22 protein-coding genes and 1 pseudogene are annotated in these 24,669 nt (G+C 70.0%); 8 read left to right on the top strand and 15 right to left on the bottom strand.

Annotation, left to right across the window (positions count from 1 at the left end; genetic code table 11):
* Position 1: 1 nt before the first annotated feature.
* A complete protein-coding gene (locus ABZZ74_RS14085) occupies positions 2-445 on the bottom strand; it encodes a DUF948 domain-containing protein (RefSeq protein WP_133044871.1) in 444 nt (147 codons plus the stop codon).
* 162 nt (positions 446-607) lie between these two features.
* Here ABZZ74_RS14085 and ABZZ74_RS14080 point away from each other — a divergent pair.
* Positions 608-2,753: pseudogene (locus ABZZ74_RS14080) on the top strand (AAA family ATPase).
* Between the two features lie 24 nt (positions 2,754-2,777).
* Here ABZZ74_RS14080 and rpsD read toward each other — a convergent pair.
* The 3 genes from rpsD to ABZZ74_RS14065 form a co-directional block, all read right to left on the bottom strand.
* On the bottom strand, positions 2,778-3,392 hold the full coding sequence (rpsD, locus tag ABZZ74_RS14075; protein WP_208781099.1) for a 30S ribosomal protein S4: 615 nt from the start codon (positions 3,390-3,392) through the stop codon (positions 2,778-2,780).
* A gap of 298 nt (positions 3,393-3,690) precedes the next feature.
* On the bottom strand, positions 3,691-5,046 hold the full coding sequence (locus ABZZ74_RS14070; protein WP_356764462.1) for a replication-associated recombination protein A: 1,356 nt from the start codon (positions 5,044-5,046) through the stop codon (positions 3,691-3,693).
* Positions 5,047-5,089: 43 nt separating this feature from the next.
* Positions 5,090-5,746, bottom strand: a complete 657-nt coding sequence (locus ABZZ74_RS14065) for a vitamin K epoxide reductase family protein (RefSeq protein ID WP_356764460.1) — start codon at positions 5,744-5,746, stop codon at positions 5,090-5,092.
* 146 nt (positions 5,747-5,892) lie between these two features.
* Between ABZZ74_RS14065 and ABZZ74_RS14060 the strand changes: the two genes are divergently transcribed.
* The 4 genes from ABZZ74_RS14060 to ABZZ74_RS14045 are packed head-to-tail and all read left to right on the top strand — an operon-like array spanning position 5,893 to position 9,420.
* Positions 5,893-6,759: an ABC transporter ATP-binding protein gene (locus ABZZ74_RS14060; RefSeq protein ID WP_356764458.1), complete on the top strand. Its 867-nt coding sequence runs from the start codon at positions 5,893-5,895 to the stop codon at positions 6,757-6,759.
* Positions 6,756-7,601: an ABC transporter permease gene (locus ABZZ74_RS14055; protein WP_356764456.1), complete on the top strand. Its 846-nt coding sequence runs from the start codon at positions 6,756-6,758 to the stop codon at positions 7,599-7,601. Before ABZZ74_RS14060 ends, ABZZ74_RS14055 begins: the two co-directional genes overlap by 4 nt.
* Complete coding sequence (locus tag ABZZ74_RS14050; protein WP_356764454.1) at positions 7,598-8,797, top strand: sensor histidine kinase; 1,200 nt, start codon at positions 7,598-7,600, stop codon at positions 8,795-8,797. The genes ABZZ74_RS14055 and ABZZ74_RS14050 overlap by 4 nt, the downstream gene beginning before the upstream one ends.
* The gene (locus ABZZ74_RS14045; protein ID WP_356764452.1) at positions 8,794-9,420 is read left to right on the top strand and encodes a response regulator transcription factor; all 627 of its coding nucleotides are present in this window, start codon (positions 8,794-8,796) and stop codon (positions 9,418-9,420) included. The genes ABZZ74_RS14050 and ABZZ74_RS14045 overlap by 4 nt, the downstream gene beginning before the upstream one ends.
* 93 nt (positions 9,421-9,513) lie before the next feature.
* On the opposite strand, the gene hisS is transcribed toward ABZZ74_RS14045, so the two are convergent.
* Positions 9,514-10,776 carry a histidine--tRNA ligase gene (hisS, locus tag ABZZ74_RS14040; protein ID WP_356764450.1) on the bottom strand — a complete coding sequence of 421 codons (1,263 nt, stop codon included), beginning with the start codon at positions 10,774-10,776 and terminating at the stop codon, positions 9,514-9,516.
* 12 nt (positions 10,777-10,788) lie between these two features.
* Positions 10,789-11,499 carry an MBL fold metallo-hydrolase gene (locus tag ABZZ74_RS14035; protein WP_208781107.1) on the bottom strand — a complete coding sequence of 237 codons (711 nt, stop codon included), beginning with the start codon at positions 11,497-11,499 and terminating at the stop codon, positions 10,789-10,791.
* Positions 11,500-11,690: 191 nt separating this feature from the next.
* On the opposite strand from ABZZ74_RS14035, the gene ABZZ74_RS14030 reads away from it, so the two are divergent.
* The gene (locus ABZZ74_RS14030) at positions 11,691-12,509 is read left to right on the top strand and encodes a peptidylprolyl isomerase (protein WP_356764447.1); all 819 of its coding nucleotides are present in this window, start codon (positions 11,691-11,693) and stop codon (positions 12,507-12,509) included.
* A gap of 157 nt (positions 12,510-12,666) precedes the next feature.
* A complete protein-coding gene (locus ABZZ74_RS14025) occupies positions 12,667-13,896 on the top strand; it encodes a DUF349 domain-containing protein (protein ID WP_133044882.1) in 1,230 nt (409 codons plus the stop codon).
* Positions 13,897-13,974: 78 nt separating this feature from the next.
* Here the strand turns inward: ABZZ74_RS14025 and ABZZ74_RS14020 are convergent, their stop codons facing one another.
* On the bottom strand, positions 13,975-16,500 hold the full coding sequence (locus ABZZ74_RS14020) for a bifunctional (p)ppGpp synthetase/guanosine-3',5'-bis(diphosphate) 3'-pyrophosphohydrolase (RefSeq protein ID WP_356764445.1): 2,526 nt from the start codon (positions 16,498-16,500) through the stop codon (positions 13,975-13,977).
* 318 nt (positions 16,501-16,818) lie between these two features.
* Between ABZZ74_RS14020 and ABZZ74_RS14015 the strand changes: the two genes are divergently transcribed.
* Positions 16,819-17,142, top strand: coding sequence for a hypothetical protein (locus ABZZ74_RS14015; RefSeq protein WP_356764443.1), 324 nt, complete (start codon positions 16,819-16,821; stop codon positions 17,140-17,142).
* A gap of 104 nt (positions 17,143-17,246) precedes the next feature.
* On the opposite strand, the gene ABZZ74_RS14010 is transcribed toward ABZZ74_RS14015, so the two are convergent.
* The 8 genes from ABZZ74_RS14010 to ABZZ74_RS13975 all read right to left on the bottom strand — a co-directional run bounded on the left by ABZZ74_RS14010 (position 17,247) and on the right by ABZZ74_RS13975 (position 24,639).
* Entirely contained in the window at positions 17,247-17,786 is a 540-nt protein-coding gene (locus tag ABZZ74_RS14010) for an adenine phosphoribosyltransferase (protein WP_356764441.1), read from the bottom strand.
* Entirely contained in the window at positions 17,783-18,886 is a 1,104-nt protein-coding gene (secF, locus tag ABZZ74_RS14005) for a protein translocase subunit SecF (RefSeq protein WP_356764439.1), read from the bottom strand. The genes ABZZ74_RS14010 and secF overlap by 4 nt, the downstream gene beginning before the upstream one ends.
* 3 nt (positions 18,887-18,889) lie before the next feature.
* Positions 18,890-20,665, bottom strand: a complete 1,776-nt coding sequence (gene secD / locus ABZZ74_RS14000; protein ID WP_356764437.1) for a protein translocase subunit SecD — start codon at positions 20,663-20,665, stop codon at positions 18,890-18,892.
* 135 nt (positions 20,666-20,800) lie between these two features.
* The gene (gene yajC / locus ABZZ74_RS13995; RefSeq protein WP_133044888.1) at positions 20,801-21,304 is read right to left on the bottom strand and encodes a preprotein translocase subunit YajC; all 504 of its coding nucleotides are present in this window, start codon (positions 21,302-21,304) and stop codon (positions 20,801-20,803) included.
* A 175-nt stretch (positions 21,305-21,479) separates the two neighbouring features.
* Positions 21,480-22,550: a Holliday junction branch migration DNA helicase RuvB gene (ruvB, locus tag ABZZ74_RS13990; RefSeq protein ID WP_133044889.1), complete on the bottom strand. Its 1,071-nt coding sequence runs from the start codon at positions 22,548-22,550 to the stop codon at positions 21,480-21,482.
* A 52-nt stretch (positions 22,551-22,602) separates the two neighbouring features.
* On the bottom strand, positions 22,603-23,208 hold the full coding sequence (gene ruvA, locus ABZZ74_RS13985; RefSeq protein ID WP_356764434.1) for a Holliday junction branch migration protein RuvA: 606 nt from the start codon (positions 23,206-23,208) through the stop codon (positions 22,603-22,605).
* Positions 23,205-23,744 (bottom strand): crossover junction endodeoxyribonuclease RuvC, encoded by a 540-nt coding sequence (ruvC, locus tag ABZZ74_RS13980; RefSeq protein WP_356764432.1) that lies wholly within the window; start codon positions 23,742-23,744, stop codon positions 23,205-23,207. Before ruvC ends, ruvA begins: the two co-directional genes overlap by 4 nt.
* 142 nt (positions 23,745-23,886) lie before the next feature.
* Positions 23,887-24,639, bottom strand: coding sequence for a YebC/PmpR family DNA-binding transcriptional regulator (locus ABZZ74_RS13975; RefSeq protein WP_133044892.1), 753 nt, complete (start codon positions 24,637-24,639; stop codon positions 23,887-23,889).
* Between the last annotated feature and the right edge of the window lie 30 nt (positions 24,640-24,669).

Below are 24,669 nucleotides of genomic sequence, written 5' to 3'. Positions count from 1 at the left end.
CTCAGTCCTTCTTCCGCTTGCCCCGCCGCGACGCCGGGACGGTCCGGCCCACGATCACGGTACGCCGGGACTCCTTGGCGGGCACGTCCTCGCGGCGGGCTCCCAGGGCCCGGCGGACGCCGTAGCCGAAGGCGGCGACCTTGACCAGGGGGCCGCCGAAGGTGGAGGCGACGGTGGTGGACAGGGCGGAGGCGTTGGAGGTGACCTCCTGGACGTCGGTGGCGATCGCGTCGACCCGGTCGATCTGGGTCTGCGCGGAGCGCACCGCCGCGGAGGCGTCGGCCAGCAGGGGGACGGCCTGGTCGGTCACGTCCGCCACCAGCTTGGTGGTCGCCCTGAGCGTCTGGGCCAGTCTCGCCAGCGCCACGGCGAGGAAGGAGACCAGGATCGCCCAGAACACGGCCACCAGGATCCCGGCCACCTCACCACCGGACACCACGCGCACCCGCTCCCTGAACTTGCTCTGAACATCGGAACCATTGGAAAAGCAGTGGACCGAGCCTATCGCGCCGGGCGCGGCGCTCCGTACCGGATTCCGAGGGGCGCGCTGCCGAGTTGCGCTCGGTGATTGTACGGACTGAACACGACTCAGTACGCTCCGTATTCCATGCGGGATCATCAGTGCGGCGACAGCCCGGTCCTCGGCAATCTGCCCCTGGAGCTCGACGCGTTCGTGGGGCGCTCGGCCGAACTCGCCGGGCTCGCACGGGCACTCGACGCCGCGCGGCTGGTGACGGTGACCGGCGCCGGCGGAGTCGGCAAGTCGCGGCTGGCGGCCCGGACCGCGGCACGGCGCGCGCCGCGCGACGGGGTGTGGCGGGCGGAGCTGGCGCCGGTGCGCGACCCGGAGTTCGTCGACCACGCGGTCGTGGAGGCGCTGGGCCTGACGGATCACACGACACGGCTGCCGCGCGAGACGCTGCTCGCGCATCTCGCCGAGCGCCAACTCCTCCTCGTTCTCGACGGGTTCGAGCATCTCGTGGAGGCGTGTGCCGAGCTGGTGGGCGAGTTGCTGCGCGAGGTGCCGGGGCTCAGGATCCTCGCGGTGGGGCGCCGGCCGCTGGCCGTGGCGGGAGAGCAGGTGTTCCCGCTGGAGCCGCTCGGCGAGGACGACGCGGTGGAGCTGTTCACCGAGCGAGCGGCCCTGCAGGGCGTGCGGGTCACGGACGAGCAGGACGTACGCGCGCTGTGCCGCCGCCTCGACGGCATCCCACTGGCGGTCGAGCTGGCGGCCGGGCGGCTGCGGGCACTGTCCCCGGGGCGGTTGCTGGAGCGACTCGACGACCGGTTCCGGCTGCTGACCGGTGGCGGCCGGGACGCACTCCCCCGGCATCGGACGCTGCGGCTGGCGGTCGGCTGGAGCCATGAACTGTGCACACCGCGGGAGCGGTTGCTGTGGTCGCGGCTGTCGGTGTTCGCCGGACGGTTCGACCTGGAGGCGGTCGAGTACGTGTGCGCTGGGCACGGTCTGGACGCCGACGACGTCCTCGAGGTACTGACCGAGTTGCTCGCGCAGTCAGTGCTCGCACGCGAGGAGACGCCGGCTGGGGTGCGCTACCGGATGCTCGACACCGTGCGGGCGTACGGCGCCGAGTGGCTGGAGGCGACCGGGGACGCGGCCCGGCTGCGGCGGCGGCACCGGGACTGGTACCTGGGGCTGGCGACCTGGTGCGAGCTGGACTGGTTCTCGCCGCGTCAGGCCGAGGTGGCCGCGCGGGTGGAGGTGGAGCTGCCGAATCTGCGCCGCGCGCTGGAGCACTGCCTGAGCGAGCCGGAGGAGGCGCATCTGGGCCATTACCTCGCGGGCTCGCTGTGGTTCTGCTGGGCGGGCGGCTGTCGGAGGGCCGGCACTGGCTGGAGCAGGTCGTCCGGCTGGACTCGGGCCACGACCAGTCCCGGCTGAAGGCGCTGGGGGTGCTCGGCTATGTGGCGATCCTGCAGGGCGACACGGTGTCCGCGCTGGCCGCGCTCCAGGAGTGCCGTGAGGAGGCGGAGCGCTCCGGCGACCCTACGGCGGTGGCCTACGCCGAGCACCGCACCGGCTGTCTGGCCCTGGTCACGGACGACATGGCCCGCGCGGAGGCGCTGCTGCGCTCGGCGCTCGATCGCTACCACGGGATCGGCGAGCTCAACAGCAACGTGCTGATGGGCCAGGTCGAGCTGGCGATGACCCGCGCCTCCAGGGCGATCTGCCGGGCGCGGTGCGGTTGTGCGAGGACGTGCGCCGGGTGTGCGAGGACCACGGCGAGCGGTGGACCCGCTCCTACGCGCTGTTCGTGCTGGCGTACGCGGCCTGGGCCGACGGCGACCTCGAGCGGGCCCGGGCCCTGCTGACCGAGTGTCTGGGCAGCGCCCACGCCTTCCACGACCTGCTCGGCTCGGTGCTGGCGGTGGAGCTGCTGGCGCTGGTCACGGTGGTGGAGGGCGACGCCGCGGAGGCGGCGGTGCTGCACGGGGCGGCGGGCCGGATGTGGCGGTCGGTGGGGCTGCCGCTGTTCGGCTCGGCGTACTTCAACGCCCCGCACGAGCTGTGCGAGGCGACGGCCCGGGAGCGGCTGGGCGACGCGCGCTACGAGGAGTGCGTACGGGAAGGGGCGCGGCTGGTGCGGGAGGCGGCGGTGTCCCGGGCGCTGGAGCGGCCGCTGGGCGCCCTGCCCGCACCGCGCGGACCGGTGCGGCACACGACGGCGGGCGTGCTGACGCAGCAGCCCGCCGCCTCCCGCGCCCACAAGGGCGGGGAGACGGCGGGCTGAGGTGGTGCTACGGCCTGCCGGTGATCAGCGGGCGTAGTACTCGACGACGAGCTGCTCGTCGCAGATGACCGGAACTTCCTTGCGGTTCGGCTCGCGGTCCAGGCGGAACGCCAGGGCCTTGAGGTTCACCTGCAGGTAGCGCGGGGTCTCGCCGTCGGGGGCGAAGCCACCCTCGCGGGCGATCTGGAAGAGGGTCTTCTCGCGGCTGCGCTCGCGGACCATCACGACGTCGTCGGGACGGACGCGGAACGACGGCTTGTCGACCTTCTGGCCGTTGACCTCGATGTGGCCGTGAACGACCATCTGACGGGCCTGGTAGATCGTGCGGGCGATGCCCGAACGCAGCACCAGGGCGTCGAGACGGCGCTCGAGCTCCACGATCAGGGCCTCACCGGTCTTGCCCTGCACCTTGGAGGCACGCTCGTAGGCACGGACCAGCTGGCGCTCGGAGATGTCGTACTGCGCGCGCAGACGCTGCTTCTCCAGCAGACGGACCTTGTAGTCCGAGTTCTGCTTGCGGCCACGGCCGTGCTCACCCGGCGGGTAGGGGCGGGCCTCGAAGTACTTGACGGCCTTCGGGGTCAGCGCGATGCCGAGGGCACGCGACTTCTTGACCTTGGGGCGGGACTGGTTCGCCACTGTCTCTTTCTTCCTTCTGATATTCGGCTTGTCAGGGTTAGGGGAGGTCGCATCCGCAGCCGGGGAATCCCGCCTGGTCCGTTACCGGACCGGGTGGGCAGCCGCTCCCCTGGTCTGGGCACATACGTGCAGCACGCGAGTGGCCCACCGACCGGTCCCGTCCTGCGACGAGTGGTGGTGGGCTGCCCGCGACACCGTTCGACGGTGCGCGACGCTCCTGGAACCCGCTGGGGGTTCCGGCCTGCTGTCCCGCTCTGACTGCGCGGGACTCGGCACTCCGACGGATTCTACAGGGTGCTCAGGACCGCCTCCGACCGAGGTGCTTCCTGGTCCACTCGACGGCGTCCGCGTACCGCGCCTCGGCTCCGTGCCGGGTCGGGGTGTAGTACTCGCGGTCCTTGACGGTGTCCGGGGCGTACTGCTGCTCGGCGATGCCCTCGGGCAGGTCGTGCGGATAGACGTACCCCTGCGCGTGCCCGAGCTTGGCGGCGCCCTTGTAGTGCCCGTCGCGCAAGTGCGGCGGCACCTGGCCCGCCAGTCCCTTGCGTACGTCGTCCAGGGCGGCGCCGATCGCGGTGGTCGCGGCGTTGGACTTCGGGGCCAGGGCGAGGGCGATGGTGGCGTGGCTGAGGGTGAGGGCGGCCTCGGGGAAGCCGATCATGGCGACGGCCTGGGCGGCGGCGACCGCGATCGGCAGCGCGTTCGGGTCGGCCAGGCCGATGTCCTCGCTCGCGGAGATCATCAGGCGGCGGGCGATGAACCGGGGGTCCTCGCCGGCCTCGATCATGCGGGCCAGGTAGTGCAGGGCGGCGTCGACGTCCGAGCCCCTGATGGACTTGATGAGGGCGCTGGCGACGTCGTAGTGCTGGTCGCCGTCGCGGTCGTACGTGACGGCCGCCCGGTCGACGACCTCCTCCAGGGTCGTCAGCGCGATCTCCGTCTCGCCCTTGTCCAGGGCGGCCCCCGCGGCCGCCTCCAGGGCGGTCAGGGCGCGGCGGGCGTCGCCGCCGGCGATGCGCAGGAGGTGGTCCTCGGTGTCCTCGGGGAGGGTGACGACGTCCTTCAGGCCCCGCTCGTCGCCGAGCGCCCGCTTGAGCAGGCCCCGGATGTCGTCGTCGGTGAGCGGTTCGAGGGTGAGGAGCAGGGAGCGGGACAGCAGCGGGGAGATCACCGAGAAGTACGGGTTCTCGGTGGTGGCCGCGATCAGGGTGACCCAGCGGTTCTCGACCGCGGGGAGCAGGGAGTCCTGCTGGGCCTTGCTGAAGCGGTGGATCTCGTCCAGGAAGAGGACGGTCTCCTTGCCGTATCCCCCGGTGGCGCGGCGGGCGCCGTCGATGACGGCGCGGACCTCCTTGACGCCCGCGGTGATCGCCGACAGCTCGACGAAGCGCTTGTTGGTGGCCTTGGAGACGACGTACGCCAGAGTCGTCTTGCCCGTGCCGGGCGGGCCCCAGAGGATCACCGAGGACGGTCCGGCCGGGCCGCCCGCGCCCTCGCCGACCAGGCGGCGCAGGGGTGAACCGGGCTTGAGCAGGTGCTGCTGGCCCACCACCTCGTCGAGGGTGCGCGGGCGCATCCGTACCGCCAGGGGGCTTCCTGCCGGATCCTTCTCCTGGCGTTCTTCTGCGGCGGCGGTGAACAGGTCGGGCTCCACGCTGAAACCCTAAATCACCGCACTGACAACGCGGCCGGCGATGTCAGCTGGTCCAGAAGTCCCACCAGCGCGTGAGGACCAGCATGCCGATGATGCCGATGTGCAGCACGGGCATGACCCAGGTGAACTCGCCGAAGAAGCTCTTCAGCCAGCGGGGGGTCGGCAGGAAGTCGTTGCGGATGTTGAAGGAGGTGACGTACCAGAACATGGTGATCGTGGCGACCCAGGCCAGCGAGCACCACAGGCACAGGGCGTTGATCCGGTACAGGGACTGGAACTGCAGCCAGGTGCAGAAGCCCACGCCGAAGAGCGTGCCGAAGTTGAAGGCCAGCCAGTACCAGCGGGGGAAGCGGGCGCGGGCCAGCAGGCTCATGCCGACGCAGATGACGATGCCGTAGCAGACCAGGCCGAGCATCGGGTTGGGGAACCCGAAGGCGGCTGCCTGCTTGGACTCCATCACGCTGCCGCAGGAGACGACCGGGTTGAGGCTGCAGCCCGGGGTGAAGGTCTTGCCCTCGACCTTGGCCTCGAGAAGCTTGAACTTGTCGATCGTGATGACCCACGCGGCCAGCAGGCCGGCCGCCCCGGTGATGATCAGCAGCAGGGCGAGGGCACGGCTGCCGCCGAGCGTGCGCGTCCCGGGGGCCGCGCTGTTCGGCTCGGGCTCGGTGGAGACGTCTTTGACTGTGGTCTTGCTCATCACGTCGATTCCGTCTGCTGGGGAGGGGGACGTTCTTCGGGCAGGGGCCATTGTGCCGCACCGGGGCCCCTGTCCACCGTTCGGTGGACATAAGGAAGTACGCACGGTCGTCCCGGTGCGTTCGGTTCCGGACGATGCTCGACGGCATGACAGCACACGCGTACGAACTCGTGGTGGATGTCCGGGGGCTGCGCAAGCGGTACGGGGACGTCACCGCGGTGGACGGCGTCGATCTCGGCATCCGGCGCGGTGAGGTGTTCGGCCTGCTCGGACCCAATGGCGCGGGCAAGAGCACGACGGTGGAGATCCTCCAGGGCAACCGCTCCCGGGACGGGGGCGAGGTGTCCGTGCTCGGTTCGGATCCGGAGACCTCCACGCGCGCGTGGAGGTCCCGTGTGGGAATCGTCTGGCAGGACGAATCCGCGCCCGCGGAGTTGACGGTCCGCGAGACCGTACGGCACTTCGCCCGCTACTACCCGAGGCCGCGCGACCCGGAGGAGGTCATCCGCCTGGTGGGTCTGGAGGCGAAGTCGGACAGCCGGATCAAGGCGCTGTCGGGCGGTCAGCGCCGACGGCTGGACGTGGCGCTGGGTGTGATCGGCGACCCCGAACTGCTGCTTCTGGACGAGCCGACGACCGGCTTCGACCCGGCGGCCCGGCGGCAGTTCTGGGACCTGATCAGGCTGCTCGCCGAGGAGGGCACCACCATCCTGCTGACCACGCACTACCTGGAGGAGGCGGAGGCCCTCGCCGACCGGCTCGCGATCGTCTCGCGCGGCCGGGTCGTCGCCGAGGGCGAACCGGCCGCCCTGCGGGGGCGTCACGGCACGGAGGCCACCGTCGAGTGGACCGAGCCGGACGGCGTCACGCGCACGGAGCGCACGCACACGCCGACCCGGACGGTCGCCGAACTGACGCACCGCTTCGACGGCGAGATCCCGGGCCTCAGGGTGACCCGCCCCACGCTGGAGGACGTCTACCTCCGGCTGACCGGACAGGAGGACGCGCGATGACGACGACCACCGTGCGGAGCCGGACCGAGGCGCCCGCGGAGCGGCTGCCCGGGGCGTGGGGTCTGGGGGTGCGGCGGGGCGGGCTGGAGATCAGGCAGTTCTTCCGGCAGCGCGACCAGGTGGTGTTCTCCTTCTGCTTCCCCGTCGTCTTCCTGTTCCTGTTCGCGTCGATCTTCCGCGACGGCGTGCCCGGCACCGGGGTCAACGCCTCGCAGCTGTACGTGCCCGCGATGATGGCCTCCGGCATCATGTCGACGAGTTTCCAGTCGCTGGGCATCTCGATCGCCGTCGAACGGGACGAGAAGGTGCTGCGCCGGCTGGGCGGGACGCCGATGCCGCCGTCCGCCTACTTCCTGGGCAAGATCTGGCTGGTGCTGTTCACGGGGGTGGTGGAGACGGCGATCCTGCTGCTCGTCGGCACCAGCCTGTACGACGTCGATCTGCCCACCGACGCCTCCCGGTGGTTCGACTTCGCCTGGATCTTCGTGCTGGGGCTGACCGGGTGCGCGCTGCTCGGCATCGCGATCAGCTCGGTGCCCAGGTCGGCGAAGAGCGCCAGCTCGGTGGTCGTCCTGCCGTTCCTGGTGCTGCAGTTCATCTCCGGCGTGTACATCTCCATCGACACCCTTCCGAACTGGATGCTGAACATCGGTGCCCTGTTCCCGCTGAAGTGGCTGTGCCAGGGGCTGCGCGGCGTGTTCCTGCCGGACTCCGCGAAGGTCCTGGAACAGACGGGAAGTTGGGAGTTCGGGAAGGTCGCGCTGGTGCTGGCCGCCTGGTGCGTCGGAGGATTGGTGCTGTGTCTGCTGACGTTCCGCTGGAAGGACCGGCGCACGGGATGACCCTGCCGGGTGCCGCGCCGGAGGCGCACGCCTGGGACCGCTCGGTCCGGCTCTGGGATCTGTACTTCGCCCTCGCCTGGGTGGTCACGGTCGTCTTCGTGCTGGGCGCGGGGCAGCAGAGCTGGGCCGCACGACTGGTCGCGGTCGGGCTGCTCGTCCCGCTGGTGCCGCTGTACGTGGGGGTGGGCCGGGCGCTGATCCAGGAGGATCCGCCGGAGCAGGGGCGGGCGCTGCGCTATCTGGCCCTGGCGATGGCGCTGTTCCTGCCGTCGGCGATCCTGGTCGACGAGACGCGGCTGGTGGCGTTCGCGCTGATCCCGCAGTGCTTCATGACCCTGCGCATGCGCTGGGCCCTGGTCGCCGTGTCCTTCATCAACCTGGCGCCGGTGGTGGGCTGGGCCCTGCTGCGGCGGCCGAGCGGCGAACAGGTCTTCGCCAACTTCCTGTTCTCCGGGATGATGCTGGTCTTCTCGATCGTGATCGGCAGCTGGATCATCCGCATCATCGAACAGAGCGTGGAGCGGGCCGAGTTGATCGCCGAGCTGGACGCCAGCCGGCACGAGGTCTCCCGGCTGTCGGCCGCCCATGGCGCCCTCGCCGAGCGGGAGCGCATGGCCCGGGAGATCCACGACACCCTCGCACAGGGCTTCACCAGTCTGGTGATGCTGATCCAGGCGGTGGAGGCCGAACTCGACCACGACCTCCCGCAGGCCCGCCGCCACCTCGCCCTGATGGACGAGACCGCCCGGCAGAACCTCGCCGAGGCCCGTGCCCTGGTCGCCGGGACCGCCCCCGCCGACCTCGACGGCGCGTCCCTGCCGGACGCCCTCAGCCGCCTCGCCGCCCGCCACGAGGCGACGCTGGTGGTGACCGGTCCGGTACGGCCGCTGCCGGCCGGCCCCGAGGTCGTGGCGCTGCGCTCCTGCCAGGAGGCCCTCGCCAACGCCCGTAAGCATGCCGGGAGTTCAGCGGTGGTGGGTATCGCGCTGACCTACGCCGACGACACCCTGACCCTCTCCGTGCGGGACGACGGCCGCGGATTCGACCCCGGCACCCCGTGCGCCGGCTACGGCCTCGCGGGGCTGCGCGCCCGGGCCACCGAGGTCGGCGGCAGCGCACGGATCCGCAGTGCGCCGGGCGACGGCACGACGGTGACCGTCAGCCTGCCCATCTCGCCCGTGAGGAGCGCTCGATGATCCGGATCGTCCTCGCCGACGACCATCCCGTCGTACGGGAGGGTCTGCGGGCAATGCTCAGCGCCGAGCCGGATCTGGAGGTGGTCGCCGACGCGGCGAACGGGCCGCGGGCGGAGGCGCTGGCAGCCGAACTGCAGCCCGACATCGTCCTGATGGACCTGCGGATGCCCGGCGGCGGGGGCGTCGACTCGATCGTGCGGATGAGCGAGGCAGGTCTGCCGTGCCGAGTGATCGTCCTGACGACGTACGAGACGGACCGGGACATCCTGCGCGCGGTCGAGGCGGGCGCGGCGGGCTATCTGCTCAAGGACATGCCGCGCGGCGAACTGGCGGAGGCGATACGGGCGGCGGCGCGCGGCGAGACGGTCCTCGCCCCGTCGGTGGCGGCCCGCCTGGTGGACCGGCTCCGCGCCAGGCCGGAGCGCCCAAGGCTCTCGGAACGGGAGACGTCCGTACTGGGGCTGGTCGCGGAGGGCTGCACGAACGCGGAGATCGGCCGACGCCTGTTCATCGGCGAGTCGACGGTGAAGACCCATCTGCTGCGCGCATTCGCCAAACTCGGCGTCACCGACCGCACAGCCGCCGTCACCCACGCAATCCGCCACGGGCTCCTCGACCAATGACAGACACCACCAGCCCAAGAAATGCCGAGAGGGGACAGCGCCCCCCAACTGCCGCCTGATGGCGGCGAGTTGAGGGAACACCAAGGGGCCGTCCTAGCCGAGCCGTGACTCCAGTTCCGCCACGATCTCGTTCACGCCGATCGCCGTCTGCTCGCCCGACTCCATGTCCTTGAGCTGGACGACGCCCTCGGCGAGGTCGCGCTCGCCGGCGACGATCGTGTAGCGGGCGCCACTGCGGTTGGCGTTCTTCATGGCGCCCTTGAGCCCCTTGGCGCCGTAGGAGAAGTCGGCCGCGATGCCGAGCTTGCGCAGCTCGGTGACCTTCGCGAACAGGATCCGGCGGGCCTCCTCCCCCAGCGGCACCGCGAACACGCTGGTGGTGGAGGGCAGTTCGAGCTCGACGCCCTCGGCCTCCAGCGCCAGGACCGTGCGGTCGACGCCGAGGGCCCAGCCGACGGACGGCAGCGCGGGGCCGCCGATCATCTCCGACAGTCCGTCGTAACGGCCGCCGCCGCCCACCGCGGACTGCGAGCCCAGACCGTCGTGGACGAACTCGAAGGTCGTACGGGTGTAGTAGTCCAGCCCGCGGACCAGCTTCGGGTCGTCCTCGAAGGCCACGCCCGCGGCGGTGATCAGCTCGCGGACCTCCTCGTGGTACGCCTTGCAGGCGTCGCAGAGGTAGTCGCGCAGGAGCGGGGCGTCACCCAGCTGCTTCTGGACCGACTCACGCTTGTCGTCCAGGACGCGCAGTGGGTTGATCTCGGCCCGGCGCAGGGTGTCCTCGTCCAGGTCCAGCCCGCGCAGGAAGTCCTGCAGCGCGGCCCGGTACACCGGCCGGCACTCCTTGTCGCCCAGGCTGTTGAGCAGGATCCGGAAGTCGCTCAGGCCGAGCGAGCGGTACGCCTGGTCGGCGAGGATGATCAGCTCGGCGTCGAGGGCCGGGTCCTCCGCACCGATCGCCTCGGCGCCGACCTGGGAGAAGTGCCGGTAGCGGCCCTTCTGGGGGCGCTCGTAGCGGTAGTACGAGCCGGAGTACCAGAGTTTGACCGGCAGGTTGCCCAGCTTGTGCAGGTTGGCCTCGAGTGCCGCGCGCAGCACGGACGCCGTCCCCTCGGGACGCAGCGCCAGCTTGTCGCCGCCCTTGGTCTCGAAGGCGTACATCTCCTTCGTCACGATGTCGGTCGACTCACCGACACCGCGCGCGAAGAGCTCCACGCTCTCGAAGCCGGGCGTCTCGATGTAGCCGTAGCCGGAGTTGCGCAGGGGCGCGGCGATCGCCTCGCGGACCGCCAGGTACTTGGCGCTGTCGGGCGGGATCAGGTCGTACGTGCCCTTGGGGGCCTGAAAGGTGCTCACGGAAGTCTCTCGTCACATTCCTCGTCGGGGAGCGTCGACATCCGCTCCCGGGCCGGCGGCCACCTGCCGCAGATAGGGGTTGGTGGCACGCTCCTGGCCGATGGTCGTCTGGGGGCCGTGGCCGGACAGCACCACGGTCGAGTCGTCGAGCGGCAGGCACACACGGGCCAGCGAGTCGAGCATCTCGGCCATGTCACCGCCGGGCAGGTCGGTGCGTCCGATGGAGCCGGCGAAGAGCAGATCCCCGGAGAAGAACACGGAAGGGATGTCCGTGGTCTCGGGCATCTGGAAGGTCACCGACCCCTTGGTATGGCCGGGCGCGTGCGCGACGGAGAACTCCAGACCCGCGAGCGCCAGCTTCGCGCCGTCGGTCAGCTCCCTGACGTCGTCCGGCTCCCCCACGGTCAGCTCGCCCATCAGCGGCATTCCGATGGAACGGCCGAGCGCTTTTTCCGGGTCCGCCATCATGTAGCGGTCCTCGGGGTGGATCCACGCGGGGACGTCGTGCGCGCCGCACACCGGGACGACCGAGGCCACATGGTCGATGTGGCCATGGGTGAGGACGACTGCGACGGGCTTGAGCCGATGCTTCTTCAGCGCTTCCTCGACGCCTTGGGCGGCCTGGTGGCCGGGGTCGATGATCACGCACTCCTCACCGGCGGCCGGGGCGACGAGATAACAGTTCGTCCCCCAGGCCCCGGCGGGGAACCCGGCAATGAGCACGATCGTCCTTCGTGGTGTCGATTACGGGCGGCTGCAGCTGCTGTCAACGAATGGCTACAGCTGTCGTCAGAGCCTACCGGCGCTGCCGAATCCTCAGCGAACCCATATACGGTACGGGGCACACGCAGGCGCTCGGCTCACCAGACGCACGCGTCCCAGTCGGCGTAAGAGACGCATGAGGAGAAAACCCCGTGGTCACCCAGGAACAGCGGAAGCGGCAGCTCGCGCGGGAGAAGTTCTTGCGGCAGCAGCAGCGGCGCACGGAGGCGCGGCGCAAGGCGCGCATGCGCAACTCGGTGATCGCGTCGGTGCTCGGCGTGATCCTGATAGGCAGCGTCGCGATCTACACGACCGGGGTCCTGAAGGACGACAAGAAGGCGAACGCCAGCTCCGAGACCACCCCGAGCGCGGCTCCGACCAGCAAGGCCCCGGACCCGTGCGCGAAGCCGGCCGAGGGCTCGGTGAAGAAGCTGAGCTGGAAGAAGGAGCCGACGACGACCATCGACACGTCGGCGAAGTACACGATGAAGCTCGCCACGACGTGCGGTGACATCGACATCGCGCTGAAGACCTCGGCGGCCCCGCACACCGTGAACTCGTTCGACTTCCTGGCGTCGAAGGGCTTCTTCGACCACACCAAGTGCCACCGGCTCACCACCAACGGCATCTACGTGCTGCAGTGCGGCGACCCGACGGGCAGCGGCAGCGGCGGTCCCGGCTACACGATCCCGGACGAGAACCTCAAGGACAAAAGCCTGAAGGGCGGGGTCTATCCGGCGGGCACGGTCGCGATGGCGAACACCGGCCAGAAGCACACCGGCGGCAGCCAGTTCTTCCTCGTCTACCAGGACAGTCAGCTTCCCCCGAGCTACACGCCTTTCGGTACGATTTCAGCCTCGGGCCTGAAGGTTCTGAAGAAGATCGCGGCCGCCGGCGAGAGCACGGGCCAGGGCGACGGGGCGCCCAACGCGACCGTCGTGATCAACAAGGCAACGGTCACCAAATCCTGATCGCGTCGGGACCGTATCCCGACCCCGAGGTGCGAAATTTCGGTCGCGCGGGATGCGGACAGGCAACCCGCCGGTCGCCTATGTTGGCCGTGACGAAACTGTGGACGATGCCCGGGGGTACTGAAGCCCTCCGCAGGCATCATGTGGAGGAGGCGCTGTGAGCAGCGACCCGTGGGGCCGCGTCGACGAGACGGGGACCGTGTACGTGCGTACGGCCGACGGCGAGCAGGTCGTCGGTTCCTGGCAGGCGGGCTCCCCCGAGGAGGCGCTGGCCTATTTCGAGCGCAAGTACGAGGGCCTGGTTGTGGAGATCGGCCTCCTCGAGAAGCGAGTGAAGACGACCGACCTGTCCGCGAAGGACGCGCAGACGGCGATCGACCACATCCGCGAGCAGGTCGACGCGCATCACGCGGTCGGCGATCTGGACGCCCTGCGGCAGCGGCTGGACAAGCTGGTCGAGACGGTCGAGGCGCGGCGCGAGGAGCGCAAGCAGCAGCGGGCCAAGCAGTCGGACGAGGCCCGGCACGCCAAGGAGGCTCTGGTCAGCGAGGCGGAGCAGCTGGCGCAGTCCGACCAGTGGCGGGCGGCGGGTGAGCGGCTGCGGGCGCTGGTGGACACCTGGAAGGGTCTGCCGCGGCTGGACCGCAAGTCGGACGACGAGCTGTGGCACCGGTTCTCGCACGCCCGCTCGGCCTTCTCCAAGCGCCGCAAGGCGCACTTCGCGTCGCTGGACGCGCAGCGCGAGGAGGCCCGCAAGGCCAAGGAGCGGCTGGTCTCCGAGGCCGAGGCGCTGTCCGGTTCGACGGACTGGGGTCCGACGGCCGCGCGCTACCGCGAGCTGATGACGGAGTGGAAGGCCGCGGGCCGCGCCCAGCGCGAGCACGAGGACGATCTGTGGAACCGCTTCCGCGGCGCCCAGGACGTGTTCTTCGCCGCCCGCAGTTCGGTCTTCGCGGAGCGGGACGCCGAGCAGTCCGAGAACCTGAAGCTCAAGGAGGAGCTGGCCGAGGAGGCCGAGAAGATCCTCCCGGTGACCGATCTGAAGGCAGCCCGGGCCGCCTTCCGCTCGGTCAACGAGCGCTGGGAGGCCATCGGCCACGTCCCGCGCGACGCGCGCCCCAAGGTCGAGGGCCGGATGCACGCGGTGGAGCGGGCGATCCAGGAGGCCGAGGAGGCCGAGTGGCGCCGCACCAACCCGGAGGCACGCGCGCGTGCCGAGGGGCTGACCGGCCAGCTCCAGGCCGCCGTGGACAAGCTCAAGGGCCAGATCGAGCAGGCGCGCGCCCAGGGCAACACCGCCAAGGCCGACAAGCTCCAGCGCGAGCTGGAGGGCCGCCAGGCCCTGCTGGACCAGGCCCTGAAGGGTCTGCAGGAGTTCGGCGGCTGACCGACCCGCCCTGCGAGCTGTGAAGGGGCCCCGCACCGGCCGGTGCGGGGCCCGTTCGTCGTATGCGCTGCGTATGCCCTACGACCTGCGGGCCGAGGTCACCCGGTAGACGTCGTAGACGCCCTCGACGCCTCGTACGGCCTTCAGGACGTGCCCGAGGTGCTTCGGGTCGCCCATCTCGAAGGTGAAGCGGGAGGTGGCGACGCGGTCGCGAGAGGTCTGGACGGCCGCGGAGAGGATGTTGACGTGCTGGTCGGACAGGACACGGGTGACGTCCGACAGCAGCCGGGAGCGGTCCAGCGCCTCGACCTGGATGGCGACCAGGAAGACCGAGGACTGGGTGGGCGCCCACTCGACGTCGAGGATGCGCTCCGGCTCCCGGGACAGTGACTCCACGTTCACACAGTCGCTGCGGTGAACCGATACGCCACTACCCCGGGTGACGAAGCCGATGATCGGGTCGCCGGGGACGGGCGTACAACAGCGGGCCAGCTTGACCCACACGTCCTCGACGCCCTTGACGATGACGCCCGGGTCCGCGCTGGAGCGCCGCTTGCGGCGACTGCGGGTCGGCGGGACCGACTCGTCGATCTCCTCGGTGGCCGCCTCCTCGCCGCCGAGCGCGGAGACCAGCTTCTGCACGACATTCTGCGCGGAGACATGCCCCTCGCCGATCGCCGCGTACAGCGCGGAGATGTCCGGGTAGCGCATCTCGTGCGCGAGGGTGACCAGCGAGTCGCCGGTGAGGATGCGCTGGATCGGCAGGTTCTGCTTGCGCATCGCGCGGACGATGGCGTCCTTGCCCTGCTCGATGGCCTCGTCGCGGCGCTCCTTGGAGAACCAGGCCCGGATCTTGTTGCGGGCGCGCGGCGACTTGACGAAGCCGAGCCAGTCCCGGGACGGTCCGGCGCCGGCCGCCTTGGAGGTGAAGACCTCCACCAGGTCACCGTTGTCGAGGGTCGACTCCAGCGGTACGAGCCTGCCGTTGACCCGCGCTCCTATCGTCCGGTGGCCGACCTCCGTGTGGACCGCGTAGGCGAAGTCCACCGGGGTGGCACCCGCGGGGAGCGCTATGACGTCGCCCTTCGGGGTGAAGACGAAGACCTCGTTGCGGGACAGGTCGAAGCGCAGGGACTCCAGGAACTCGCCAGGGTCCTCGGTCTCCTTCTGCCAGTCGAGCAGCTGGCGCAGCCACGCCATGTCGTTGAGGTGGTCGTCCTTCTTGCCGGCCTTGGGCACGTCGGTACGCACCTTGGAGGCGCCGGCGACGGCCTCCTGCTTGTACTTCCAGTGCGCGGCGATGCCGTACTCGGCGCGGCGGTGCATGTCGAAGGTGCGGATCTGCAGCTCGACCGGCTTGCCGTTGGGGCCGATGACCGTCGTGTGCAGCGACTGGTACATGTTGAACTTGGGCATCGCGATGTAGTCCTTGAACCGGCCGGGGACCGGGTTCCATCGCGCGTGCACGGTGCCGAGGGCCGCGTAGCAGTCCCGGACGGTGTCGACCAGGACGCGGATGCCGACGAGGTCGTAGATCTCCGCGAAGTCGCGGCCTCGTACGATCATCTTCTGGTAGACGCTGTAGTAGTGCTTCGGGCGGCCGGTGACGGTCGCCTTGATGCGGGCCGCGCGCAGGTCCTGCTGCACCTCGTCGGTCACTATGGCCAGGTACTCGTCACGCTTCGGTGCCCGCTCGGCCACCAGCCGTACGATCTCGTCGTACATCTTGGGGTAAAGGATCGCGAAGGCGAGGTCCTCCAGCTCCCACTTGATGGTGTTCATGCCCAGGCGGTGGGCGAGCGGCGCGTAGATCTCGAGGGTCTCGCGCGCCTTCTTCTCCTGCTTCTCGCGCTTGAGGTAGCGCATGGTGCGCATGTTGTGCAGCCGGTCGGCGAGCTTGATGACCAGGACGCGGGGGTCCTTGGCCATGGCCACGACCATCTTGCGCACGGTCTCGGCCTGCGCGGCCTCGCCGAACTTGACCTTGTCCAGCTTGGTGACGCCGTCGACGAGCAGGGCGACCGAGTCGCCGAAGTCGCGGCGCAGCTGGTCGAGGCCGTACTCGGTGTCCTCGACGGTGTCGTGCAGCAGGCCCGCCATCAGGGTGGCCGGATCCATGCCCAGCTCGGCGAGGATCGTGGTCACCGCGAGGGGGTGCGTGATGTACGGGTCGCCGCTCTTGCGCTTCTGGCCGCGGTGCCAGCGCTCGGCGACCTGGTAGGCGTTCTCGATCTGGCGGAGAGTGCCCGTCTCGATCTTCGGGTCGTTGCTGCGCACTATCCGCAGCAGCGGCTCCAGGACCGGGTTGTAGGGGTTGGAGCGCTGGACGCCGAGGCGGGCGAGGCGGGCACGGACACGGTTGGAGGAGCCGGAGCGGGCGGGCTGGCCGCTGTTGGGCCGGACCGCGGGCGCCTGGGTCTGCTCGGGCGGGGCCGGCTTGGGGCGCGACTGATCGGCCGACTTGTCGACAGGGGCCGACTGGGCATGCTCGACCGGCCCGGCGCTGTCGTTCGTCGGGTGCGATGCGCTCGGCGCGGGCTTGGCCGCGGCTGCCGAGGCGGACTCGGGCTTGGCGGCGGTCAGGTGCTGGGCCTCGTCTGGCAAGAGGACTCCTCGTGCGCGATCCGGGTCCCCGGTCAGGCTCCGGAGGACCCATGGTAGCGATCCTGTGTCTCAGGATCGCCTGCAGACCGATGTGAGGCCGGTCTACCCGCGTAACACATGACGCCGCCCCCGGATTCCCAGGCCCCGCATCGGCATCCGGGAGGCCTTTTCCTAAAAGTCACCAATTACACAGAGCGGAAAAATCAGGGCTATTAATGCTGTTGACTCGAACATCTGCCGCCACCTAAGATCCACTTCGACCAAGAAGCGGAAGAAATTGACCTATTCCGCCTCTGAACAAAAAGAAACGGGATAAGCATGAGGATTCTCGGAAAGACAGTGGCGGCTGCGGCTCTGGCAGTGGGCCTGAGTGCGGCTTTCGCGCTCCCCGCCCAGGCGGCGACCGCGGCCCCCATGTCGACGCACCGGGGCAGCTCGGGTTGCTTCAACTGGTCCTGGGCGGACGGCACCACCACGACCACCATCTACTACCACAACACGTGCAGCACGACGCAGCACCTGTGCGTGTGGTGGAAGGACGGCCAGGAGAACAACCTGCACCGCATCACCGCCGCCGGCGATGCGAAGGGTCACCTCAAGGAGCCCGGCACCATCATCAGCGATGACATCGAGGACTGCTGATTTCGCCATCGGGCGGATTGCATAAATAGCAGGTAAGAAAATGATCCAGCCCCGAGTGCGCATTCACGTCGCACTCGGGGCTGGATCATTTTGCGAAATTTTGCTCAGACGGTGAGCACGGCCTCCAGGGGAGCACCCTCGAGAGCGGGTTCCAGACGAGCCCGGCCGCCCAGGAACCCCAGCTCCATGAGGACGGCGAGACCCGCGACCTCGGCACCCGCCCGGCGGATGAGCTGGAGGGACGCCTCGGCGGTACCGCCGGTGGCGAGGACGTCGTCGACGACCATGACGCGGTCGGCCGCGGAGAGGTCCTCCGCGTGCACCTCGATCTCGGCGGAGCCGTACTCCAGGTCGTACGCCTGGCTGAGGGTCGCTCCGGGGAGCTTGCCCGCCTTGCGTACGGGGATGAAGCCGAGTCCGGCCCGCACGGCGACCGGGGCGCCGAGGATGAAGCCGCGGGCCTCCAGGCCGACGATCTTCGTGGCCCCGCTGCTGACCGCGATGGCGGCCAGCGCGTCGGTGAGCACCGTGAAGGCCGCGGGGTCCGCCAGGAGCGGCGTGATGTCCTTGAACGTCACGCCCGGCTCCGGGTAGTCCGCCACGTCACGGATACGGCTGAGCAGTAGCTCCTCGACGTCGGTCATCGCCGCTTCCCCGAGGGTCGGCCGCGGCCCCGGTTGCGGGACGCGGGCTGGTTGCGCGGTCCGACGACGGCCGGGGTCGCGTCCTCCGGCTCGTCCTGGCCGAGGCGCGCCCCGGCCAGTTCCTCCTCCGCGGCGGCCTGGGCGCGCTTGGCCAGGACGCGCTTCTTCAGGGCCTTCATCTGCGGCTCGGCCTCCTTGAGGTCGGCGACGAGCGGCGTGGCGATGAAGATCGAGGAGTAGGCACCGGCAGCGAGGCCGACGAACAGCGACAGCGAGATGTCGTTGAGCGTGCCCGCGCCGAGGAAGCCGCCGCCGATGAACAGCAGGCCCGCGACCGGCAGCAGCGCGACGACCGTGGTGTTGATCGAACGGACCAGGGTGCCGTTGATCGAGTGGTTGGCGATGTCGCTGTAGGTGAAGCGGGTCTGCTTGGTGATGTCCTTCGTCTGCTCCTTGAGGCTGTCGAAGACGACGACCGTGTCGTAGAGCGAGTAACCGAGGATTGTCAGCAGACCGATGACCGTGCCTGGCGTGACCTCGAAGCCGACCAGGGCGTAGATACCGGTCGTGATGGTGATGTCGTGGATCAGCGCGACGAGGGCCGCGACCGCCATTCGCCACTCGAAGGCGATCGCCAGGTAGATCACCACGAGGACCATGAAGATGCCGAGGCCCTCCCAGGCCTTGTTGGCGATCTGGTCACCCCAGCTCGGGCCGACCAGGTCGGCCGCGATGGACTCGGGAGACATGTTCATGTCCTTGGCCAGCTCGGCCTTGGTCGCGTCCGACTTCGCGGTGTCCATACCGGCGATCTGGATGCGCAGGCCGCCGGTGCCGAGCTTCTGCACCACCGCGTCGTGACCGGCGGCCTCGGACGCGTAGGTCTCGGCCTGGGCCACCGAGATGCTGGTCTTCTCGGTGGTGAAGACGGCGCCGCCGCGGAAGTCGATGCCCATGTTCAGGCCGCGCACCGCCAGGCCGACGATGGCCGTGATGGTGATCAGGATCGAGATGCCGTACCAGATCTTGCGCTTGCCGACGAAGTCGTAGCTGATCTCGCCGCGGTGGAGTCGGGCGCCGAGGTTGCCGAGTTTCGACATCGCTCACGCTTCCTTCGGGTCGACGGGACCGGCAACGGGGCCGGAGGGACGGCGGGTGCGGCGCAGGGGCGCCTTGGCGCCCAGGCCCTTCGGGTCGAGCCCCGACCACTTGTGGCCGTTCGCGAAGAACTTCCGTCGGGCGAGGAGCGTCATCAGCGGCTTGGTGAAGAGGAAGACGACGACCACGTCGAGCACGGTGGTCAGACCGAGCGTGAACGCGAAGCCCTGGACCTTGCCGACGGTCACGATGAACAGCACGGCGGCGGCCAGGAACGAGACGAAGTCGGAGACCAGGATGGTGCGCCGGGCGCGCGGCCAGGCCCGTTCGACGGCGGGGCGCAGGGAGCGGCCTTCGCGGATCTCGTCCCGGATTCGTTCGAAGAACACGATGAACGAGTCCGCGGTGATGCCGATCGCGACGATCGCGCCACAGACGGCCGGGAGGTTCAGCGCGAAGTGGATCGTGGGGCCCAGCAGCGACATGATCACGTAGGTGAGGATCGCGGACACCAGCAGCGAGGGGATCGCGACGACCGACAGACCGCGGTAGAAGGCCAGCAGGTAGATGACCACCAGGCCGAGGCCGATCGCACCGGCGATCAGACCGGCGTGCAACTGCTCACCGCCGAGCGCGGCGGTCACGGTGGTCACGCTCTGCTCCTTGAAGGAGAGCGGGAGCGCGCCGTAGGACAGCATGTTGGCGAGGCCCTGGGCCTCCTGCTGGGTGAAGCTGCCGGTGATCTCCGCGTTGCCGCCGGTCAGTGCCTCCGAGACGCGCGGGTCGGAGACGACGTTGCCGTCGAGGACGATCGCGAACTGGTTCTGCGGGCTCTGGTTCTTGGCCAGCTGACCGGTGATGTCGCCGAACTTCTTGGCGCCCTTGGAGGTGAACTCCATCGTGACGGTCCAGCCGGCGGCGGACTGGGTGTTGAAGACGGCCTGGGCCTTCTTCACGTCCGTGCCGTCGACGCCCGCGGGGCCGAGGATGTACTTCTGCCACTGCCCCTGCGAGTTCTTGCCACAGGCGACGGTGGGGTCGCTGGCCTTGGCGCTCTTGCCGGCGGTGGTCTGAGCCGTCTTCTTGGTGCAGTCGAGGGCGGCGTACTGCGCCTGCAGCTTGGCGGCCGCGTCACTGGCCGCGGAGCTGCCGCTCGCCGACGGGGAGGGGCTGGACGACGCCTTCGCGCTGGACGAGGCGGTGGCACTCGGCGTCGAGTCCGCCTTCAGCGCGTCGGTCACGGCGCGCCCCTGCGAGGTGGCGGTCGCGGAGGGGCTCGCGGAGGAGGACGAGGTCGCCTTCGGCTTGCCGGTCGCCTTGCCCGAGGGGCTGCTCGAGGCGCTCGGCGACGGGCTGGCCGTGGCGGCACCGCTGGACACCTCGGTGGCGAGCACCGGGCGGAAGTACAGCTTGGCGGTGGTGCCGACCTGCTGGCGCGCTTCCTCGGAGTTCGTGCCCCTGGGGATGTTGACGATGATGTTGCTCGTGCCCTGGGTCTGGACCTCCGTCTCGGACACGCCCAGACCGTTGACACGGCGGTTCATGATGGCGACCGCGGTGTCCATGTTGGTCTTGTTGATCGCGTTGGGCTGGCCCGGCTCGTTCTCCGCCTGAAGCGTGATGCTCGTGCCACCGGCAAGGTCGATACCGAGACGTGGGGTGGTGTTGCCGGAGCCGAACATCGCTCCGGTCAGTCCCACGATGGCGATCAGGATGAGGGCCAGCGAGCGCCCTGGCTTGCTCTGGGCGCTCGCGCTCCGGCCCTTTTTAGGTGCTGCCACCTTCTCGTACTCCCTCTCGGGCCGCCCCGCGCCCGGTCGGCGTGGTGGCGGCCATGACATGGTGTCGGGATCCCCGTGTGCGAGACGCACACGTCCCGGGGCGCGGGAGGTCGGCCACGCGCCCTCTGGACGTGGCTACTTCGACTCGGAGTCGCCGTCGGTCTTCTTCGGCTCCTCGTCCGGCTTCGCCTCGGCGGCGACGGGCTCGTCGGCCGGTTCCTCGGGCGCGTCCTTCTTGCCGAGGTCGACGGACTTGTCGTCGGAGGCGGCGGCAGCTTCGTCGGCGGAGTCGTCGGTCTCGGTGAGGGAGGAGGCGTCGTCCGGGACGACGTCGGAGTCGGACTTGAGGTCGTGCTCGATGCCGTGCACGATGCGGTTGTACTCGTCGTCGCTGAGCACGGAACCGATGGCGTTCTTCGCGAAGAGGAGCTCGACACCGGGACCGGCGTCGAGGAGGACCGTGTCCTCGTTGACCTCCTTGACCGTCGCGTACATCCCCCCGATCGTGCGGACGCCGCTGCCGGGCTGCATCTCGTTGCGCATGTTCGCGGCCTGCTGCTGCTTGCGCTTGGCCGAGCGGGTCATGAGGAACATGGCCCCGATGAGCACGATGAACGGGAGGAGCATGGTGATATTCACGGGACGGAATTTCCTTCGCACGACCGCGGCGGACGGCGGCCTGATGGATGGGGGTATGTATACCGCCGACAAAGGCGGCATCGGCGGAGTCTAAGCGAGTCCGCGCGCATGGAACAACGCTCAGCATGGCACCTGGGTTCCTGACCCGGCCAATGCCCGCGCCGTCACAATGGCATCACGTCCCGAACAGGTCCTGTTGTCCGTTTCCCGCAGTAGCCGAGCGCGGTGGCGTGAGGCCGAGATGCGCCCATGCGGCGGGCGTGGCGACCCGGCCGCGGGGGGTGCGGGCGAGCAGTCCCTCCCGTACGAGGAAGGGCTCGGCCACTTCCTCCACGGTCTCGCGCTCCTCCCCCACCGCGACGGCGAGGGTCGACAGGCCGACCGGGCCGCCGCCGAAAAGCTTCAGCAGTGCCTCCAGCACACCGCGGTCGAGGCGGTCGAGGCCGCGGGCGTCGACCTCGTACACCGCGAGGGCCGCGGCCGCGATGTCCCGGGTGATGATTCCGTCGGCCTTGACCTGGGCGTAGTCCCGCACGCGGCGCAGCAGGCGGTTGGCGATACGGGGCGTGCCGCGGGAACGGCCGGCGATCTCGGCGGCGCCGTCGGCCTGGATCTCCACGTCGAGGAGGTTCGCCGAGCGGTGGATGACGCGCTCCAGCTCGGCGGGCTCGTAGAACTCCATGTGCGCGGTGAAGCCGAAGCGGTCGCGCAGCGGGGGCGGCAGCAGGCCCGCGCGCGTGGTGGCGCCGACCAGGGTGAAGGGGGGCAGGTCGAGCGGGATGGCGGTGGCGCCGGGGCCCTTGCCGACGATGACGTCGACACGGAAGTCCTCCATCGCCATGTACAGCATCTCCTCGGCGGGCCGGGACATCCGGTGGATCTCGTCGAGGAAGAGGACCTCGCCCTCCTGGAGGGAGGACAGGATCGCGGCCAGGTCGCCGGCGTGCTGGATGGCGGGGCCGGAGGTGATGCGGATCGGGGCGCCCATCTCGGCAGCGATGATCATCGAGAGGGTGGTCTTGCCGAGGCCGGGGGCGCCGGAGAGCAGCACGTGGTCGGCGGTGGCGCCCCGCGCGCGGGCGGCTCGCAGGACCAGGTCGAGCTGTTCACGCACCTTCTCCTGGCCGATGAACTCGCCCAGGTCCTTGGGGCGCAGGGCGGCCTCGACGGCCTGGTCCTCACGGTCGGCGACAGAGTCCACCAGCCGCTCGGGGGCGGGGGTGTCGGTGGTGTCGTCCCAGTTCATGGAGTGTGCCTCGGGTCTCGTGGGTCTTCCGGCGGGCGCGGTGGTCGGCGGTTCAGCGGGCGCGGTTGAGGGTCTGCAGGGCGGCCTTCAGCAGCTGGCCGACCTGCGGGCTGCCTCCGGCCGCCTCCGCCTGCGGGGTCACGGCGGCCACCGCCTCGTCGGCCTCCCGGGTGGCGTACCCGAGGCCGATGAGGGCGGCGTGCAGCTGGTCGCGCCAGCCCTGGCTGACCGGAGCGCCGATCGCGGGGGCGCCGATGGGCTCGCCGAGCCGGTCCTTGAGCTCCAGCAGCAGCTTCTGGGCGCCCTTCTTGCCGATGCCGGGGACGGCGATCAGTGCCTTCTCGTCGCTGGTGGCGACCGCTCTGCGCAGGGCGTCCGGGCTGTGCACCGCCAGCATCGCCTGGGCCAGGCGAGGGCCGACTCCGCTCGCCGTCTGCAGCAGCTCGAAGACCTGACGCTCGTCGTCGTCCACGAAGCCGTACAGCGTGAGCGAGTCCTCGCGTACGACCAGGGAGGTGGCGAGCTTGGTCTGCTGGCCCATGCGCAGTCCGGACAGGGTGTTGGGCGTGCACTGGACGGCGATGCCGATCCCGCCGACCTCCACCACCGCGGAGTCGGGGGCGAGGGCGGCGACCGGGCCGCTGACGAAGGCGATCATGCGGGGCGGCCTTTCGTTGCTTTGGCTGCGTGCTGGGCGACGGCCTGCTGGAGGCGGTTCTGGGCGGGGGCGCGCCAGATGTGGCAGATGGCGAGCGCGAGGGCGTCCGCCGCGTCGGCCGGTTTCGGGGGCGCGTCGAGCCGGAGCAACCGCGTCACCATGGCGCCGACCTGGGCCTTGTCGGCGCGTCCGGTGCCGGTGACGGCGGCCTTGACCTCGCTCGGCGTGTGCAGGGCGACGGGGATGCCACGGCGGGCGGCGCAGAGCATGGCGACGGCACTGGCCTGGGCGGTGCCCATCACGGTGCGGACGTTGTGCTGGCTGAACACCCGTTCCACGGCGACGAATTCGGGCCGGTGTTCGTCCAGCCAGGCCTCGATGCCCTGCTCGATCGCGACGAGACGGTGCCCCAGCTCGGCGTCCACGGGCGTGCGCACGACACCGACGCCGACCATGGTGAGCGGCCGCCCCGCGACCCCCTCGACGACGCCGACACCGCACCGGGTCAGCCCGGGGTCCACCCCCAGTACGCGCACCGCGCCCTCCCCTCGATCCCTTTCGATCGCCTGTTTGTGCAGGCTATCGGGTGCCACCGACAACGGCCGACATGGCGACGGGCCGACGGGGCGTGTCCCGTCGGCCCGTTGAGCCGTTGCGTCCGCTCAGCTCGCGGCGGCGTTACGCGTCGACCTTCTCCATGACCTCGTCGCTGACGTCGAAGTTGGCGAAGACGTTCTGCACGTCGTCGCTGTCCTCGAGCGCGTCGATCAGCTTGAAGATCTTCTTGGCGCCCTCCTCGTCCAGCTCGACCTGCATGGTCGGGACGAAGTTGGCCTCGGCGGAGTCGTAGTCGATCCCGGCGTCCTGGAGGGCCGTGCGGACCGCGACCAGGTCGGTGGCCTCGCTGAGCACCTCGAAGGACTCGCCCAGGTCGTTGACCTCCTCGGCGCCCGCGTCCAGCACGGCGGCGAGGACGTCGTCCTCGGTGAGCTCGCCCTTGGGGACGATCACGACGCCCTTGCGGTTGAACAGGTACGACACCGAGCCCGGGTCGGCCATGGAGCCGCCGTTGCGGGTCATGGCGACGCGGACGTCGGAGGCGGCGCGGTTGCGGTTGTCGGTGAGGCACTCGATGAGCACCGCGACGCCGTTCGGGCCGTAGCCCTCGTACATGATCGTCTCGTAGTCGGCGCCACCGGCCTCGAGGCCGCCGCCGCGCTTGATCGCCGAGTCGATGTTCTTGTTCGGGACCGACTGCTTCTTGGCCTTCTGAACGGCGTCGTACAGGGTCGGGTTGCCCTCGAGATCGACACCGCCCATCCGCGCCGCGACCTCGATGTTCTTGATCAGCTTCGCGAAGAGCTTGCCGCGCTTGGCGTCGATCACGGCCTTCTTGTGCTTCGTCGTGGCCCATTTAGAGTGGCCGGACATCTGCCTGTCTCCTTCGCGTAACCCATCTCT

This window comes from Streptomyces sp. NPDC006476, from assembly GCF_040612015.1.
GTDB classification, from domain to species: domain Bacteria; phylum Actinomycetota; class Actinomycetes; order Streptomycetales; family Streptomycetaceae; genus Streptomyces; species Streptomyces griseorubiginosus_B.
This window is presented reverse-complemented; position numbering and strand designations above follow the sequence as displayed.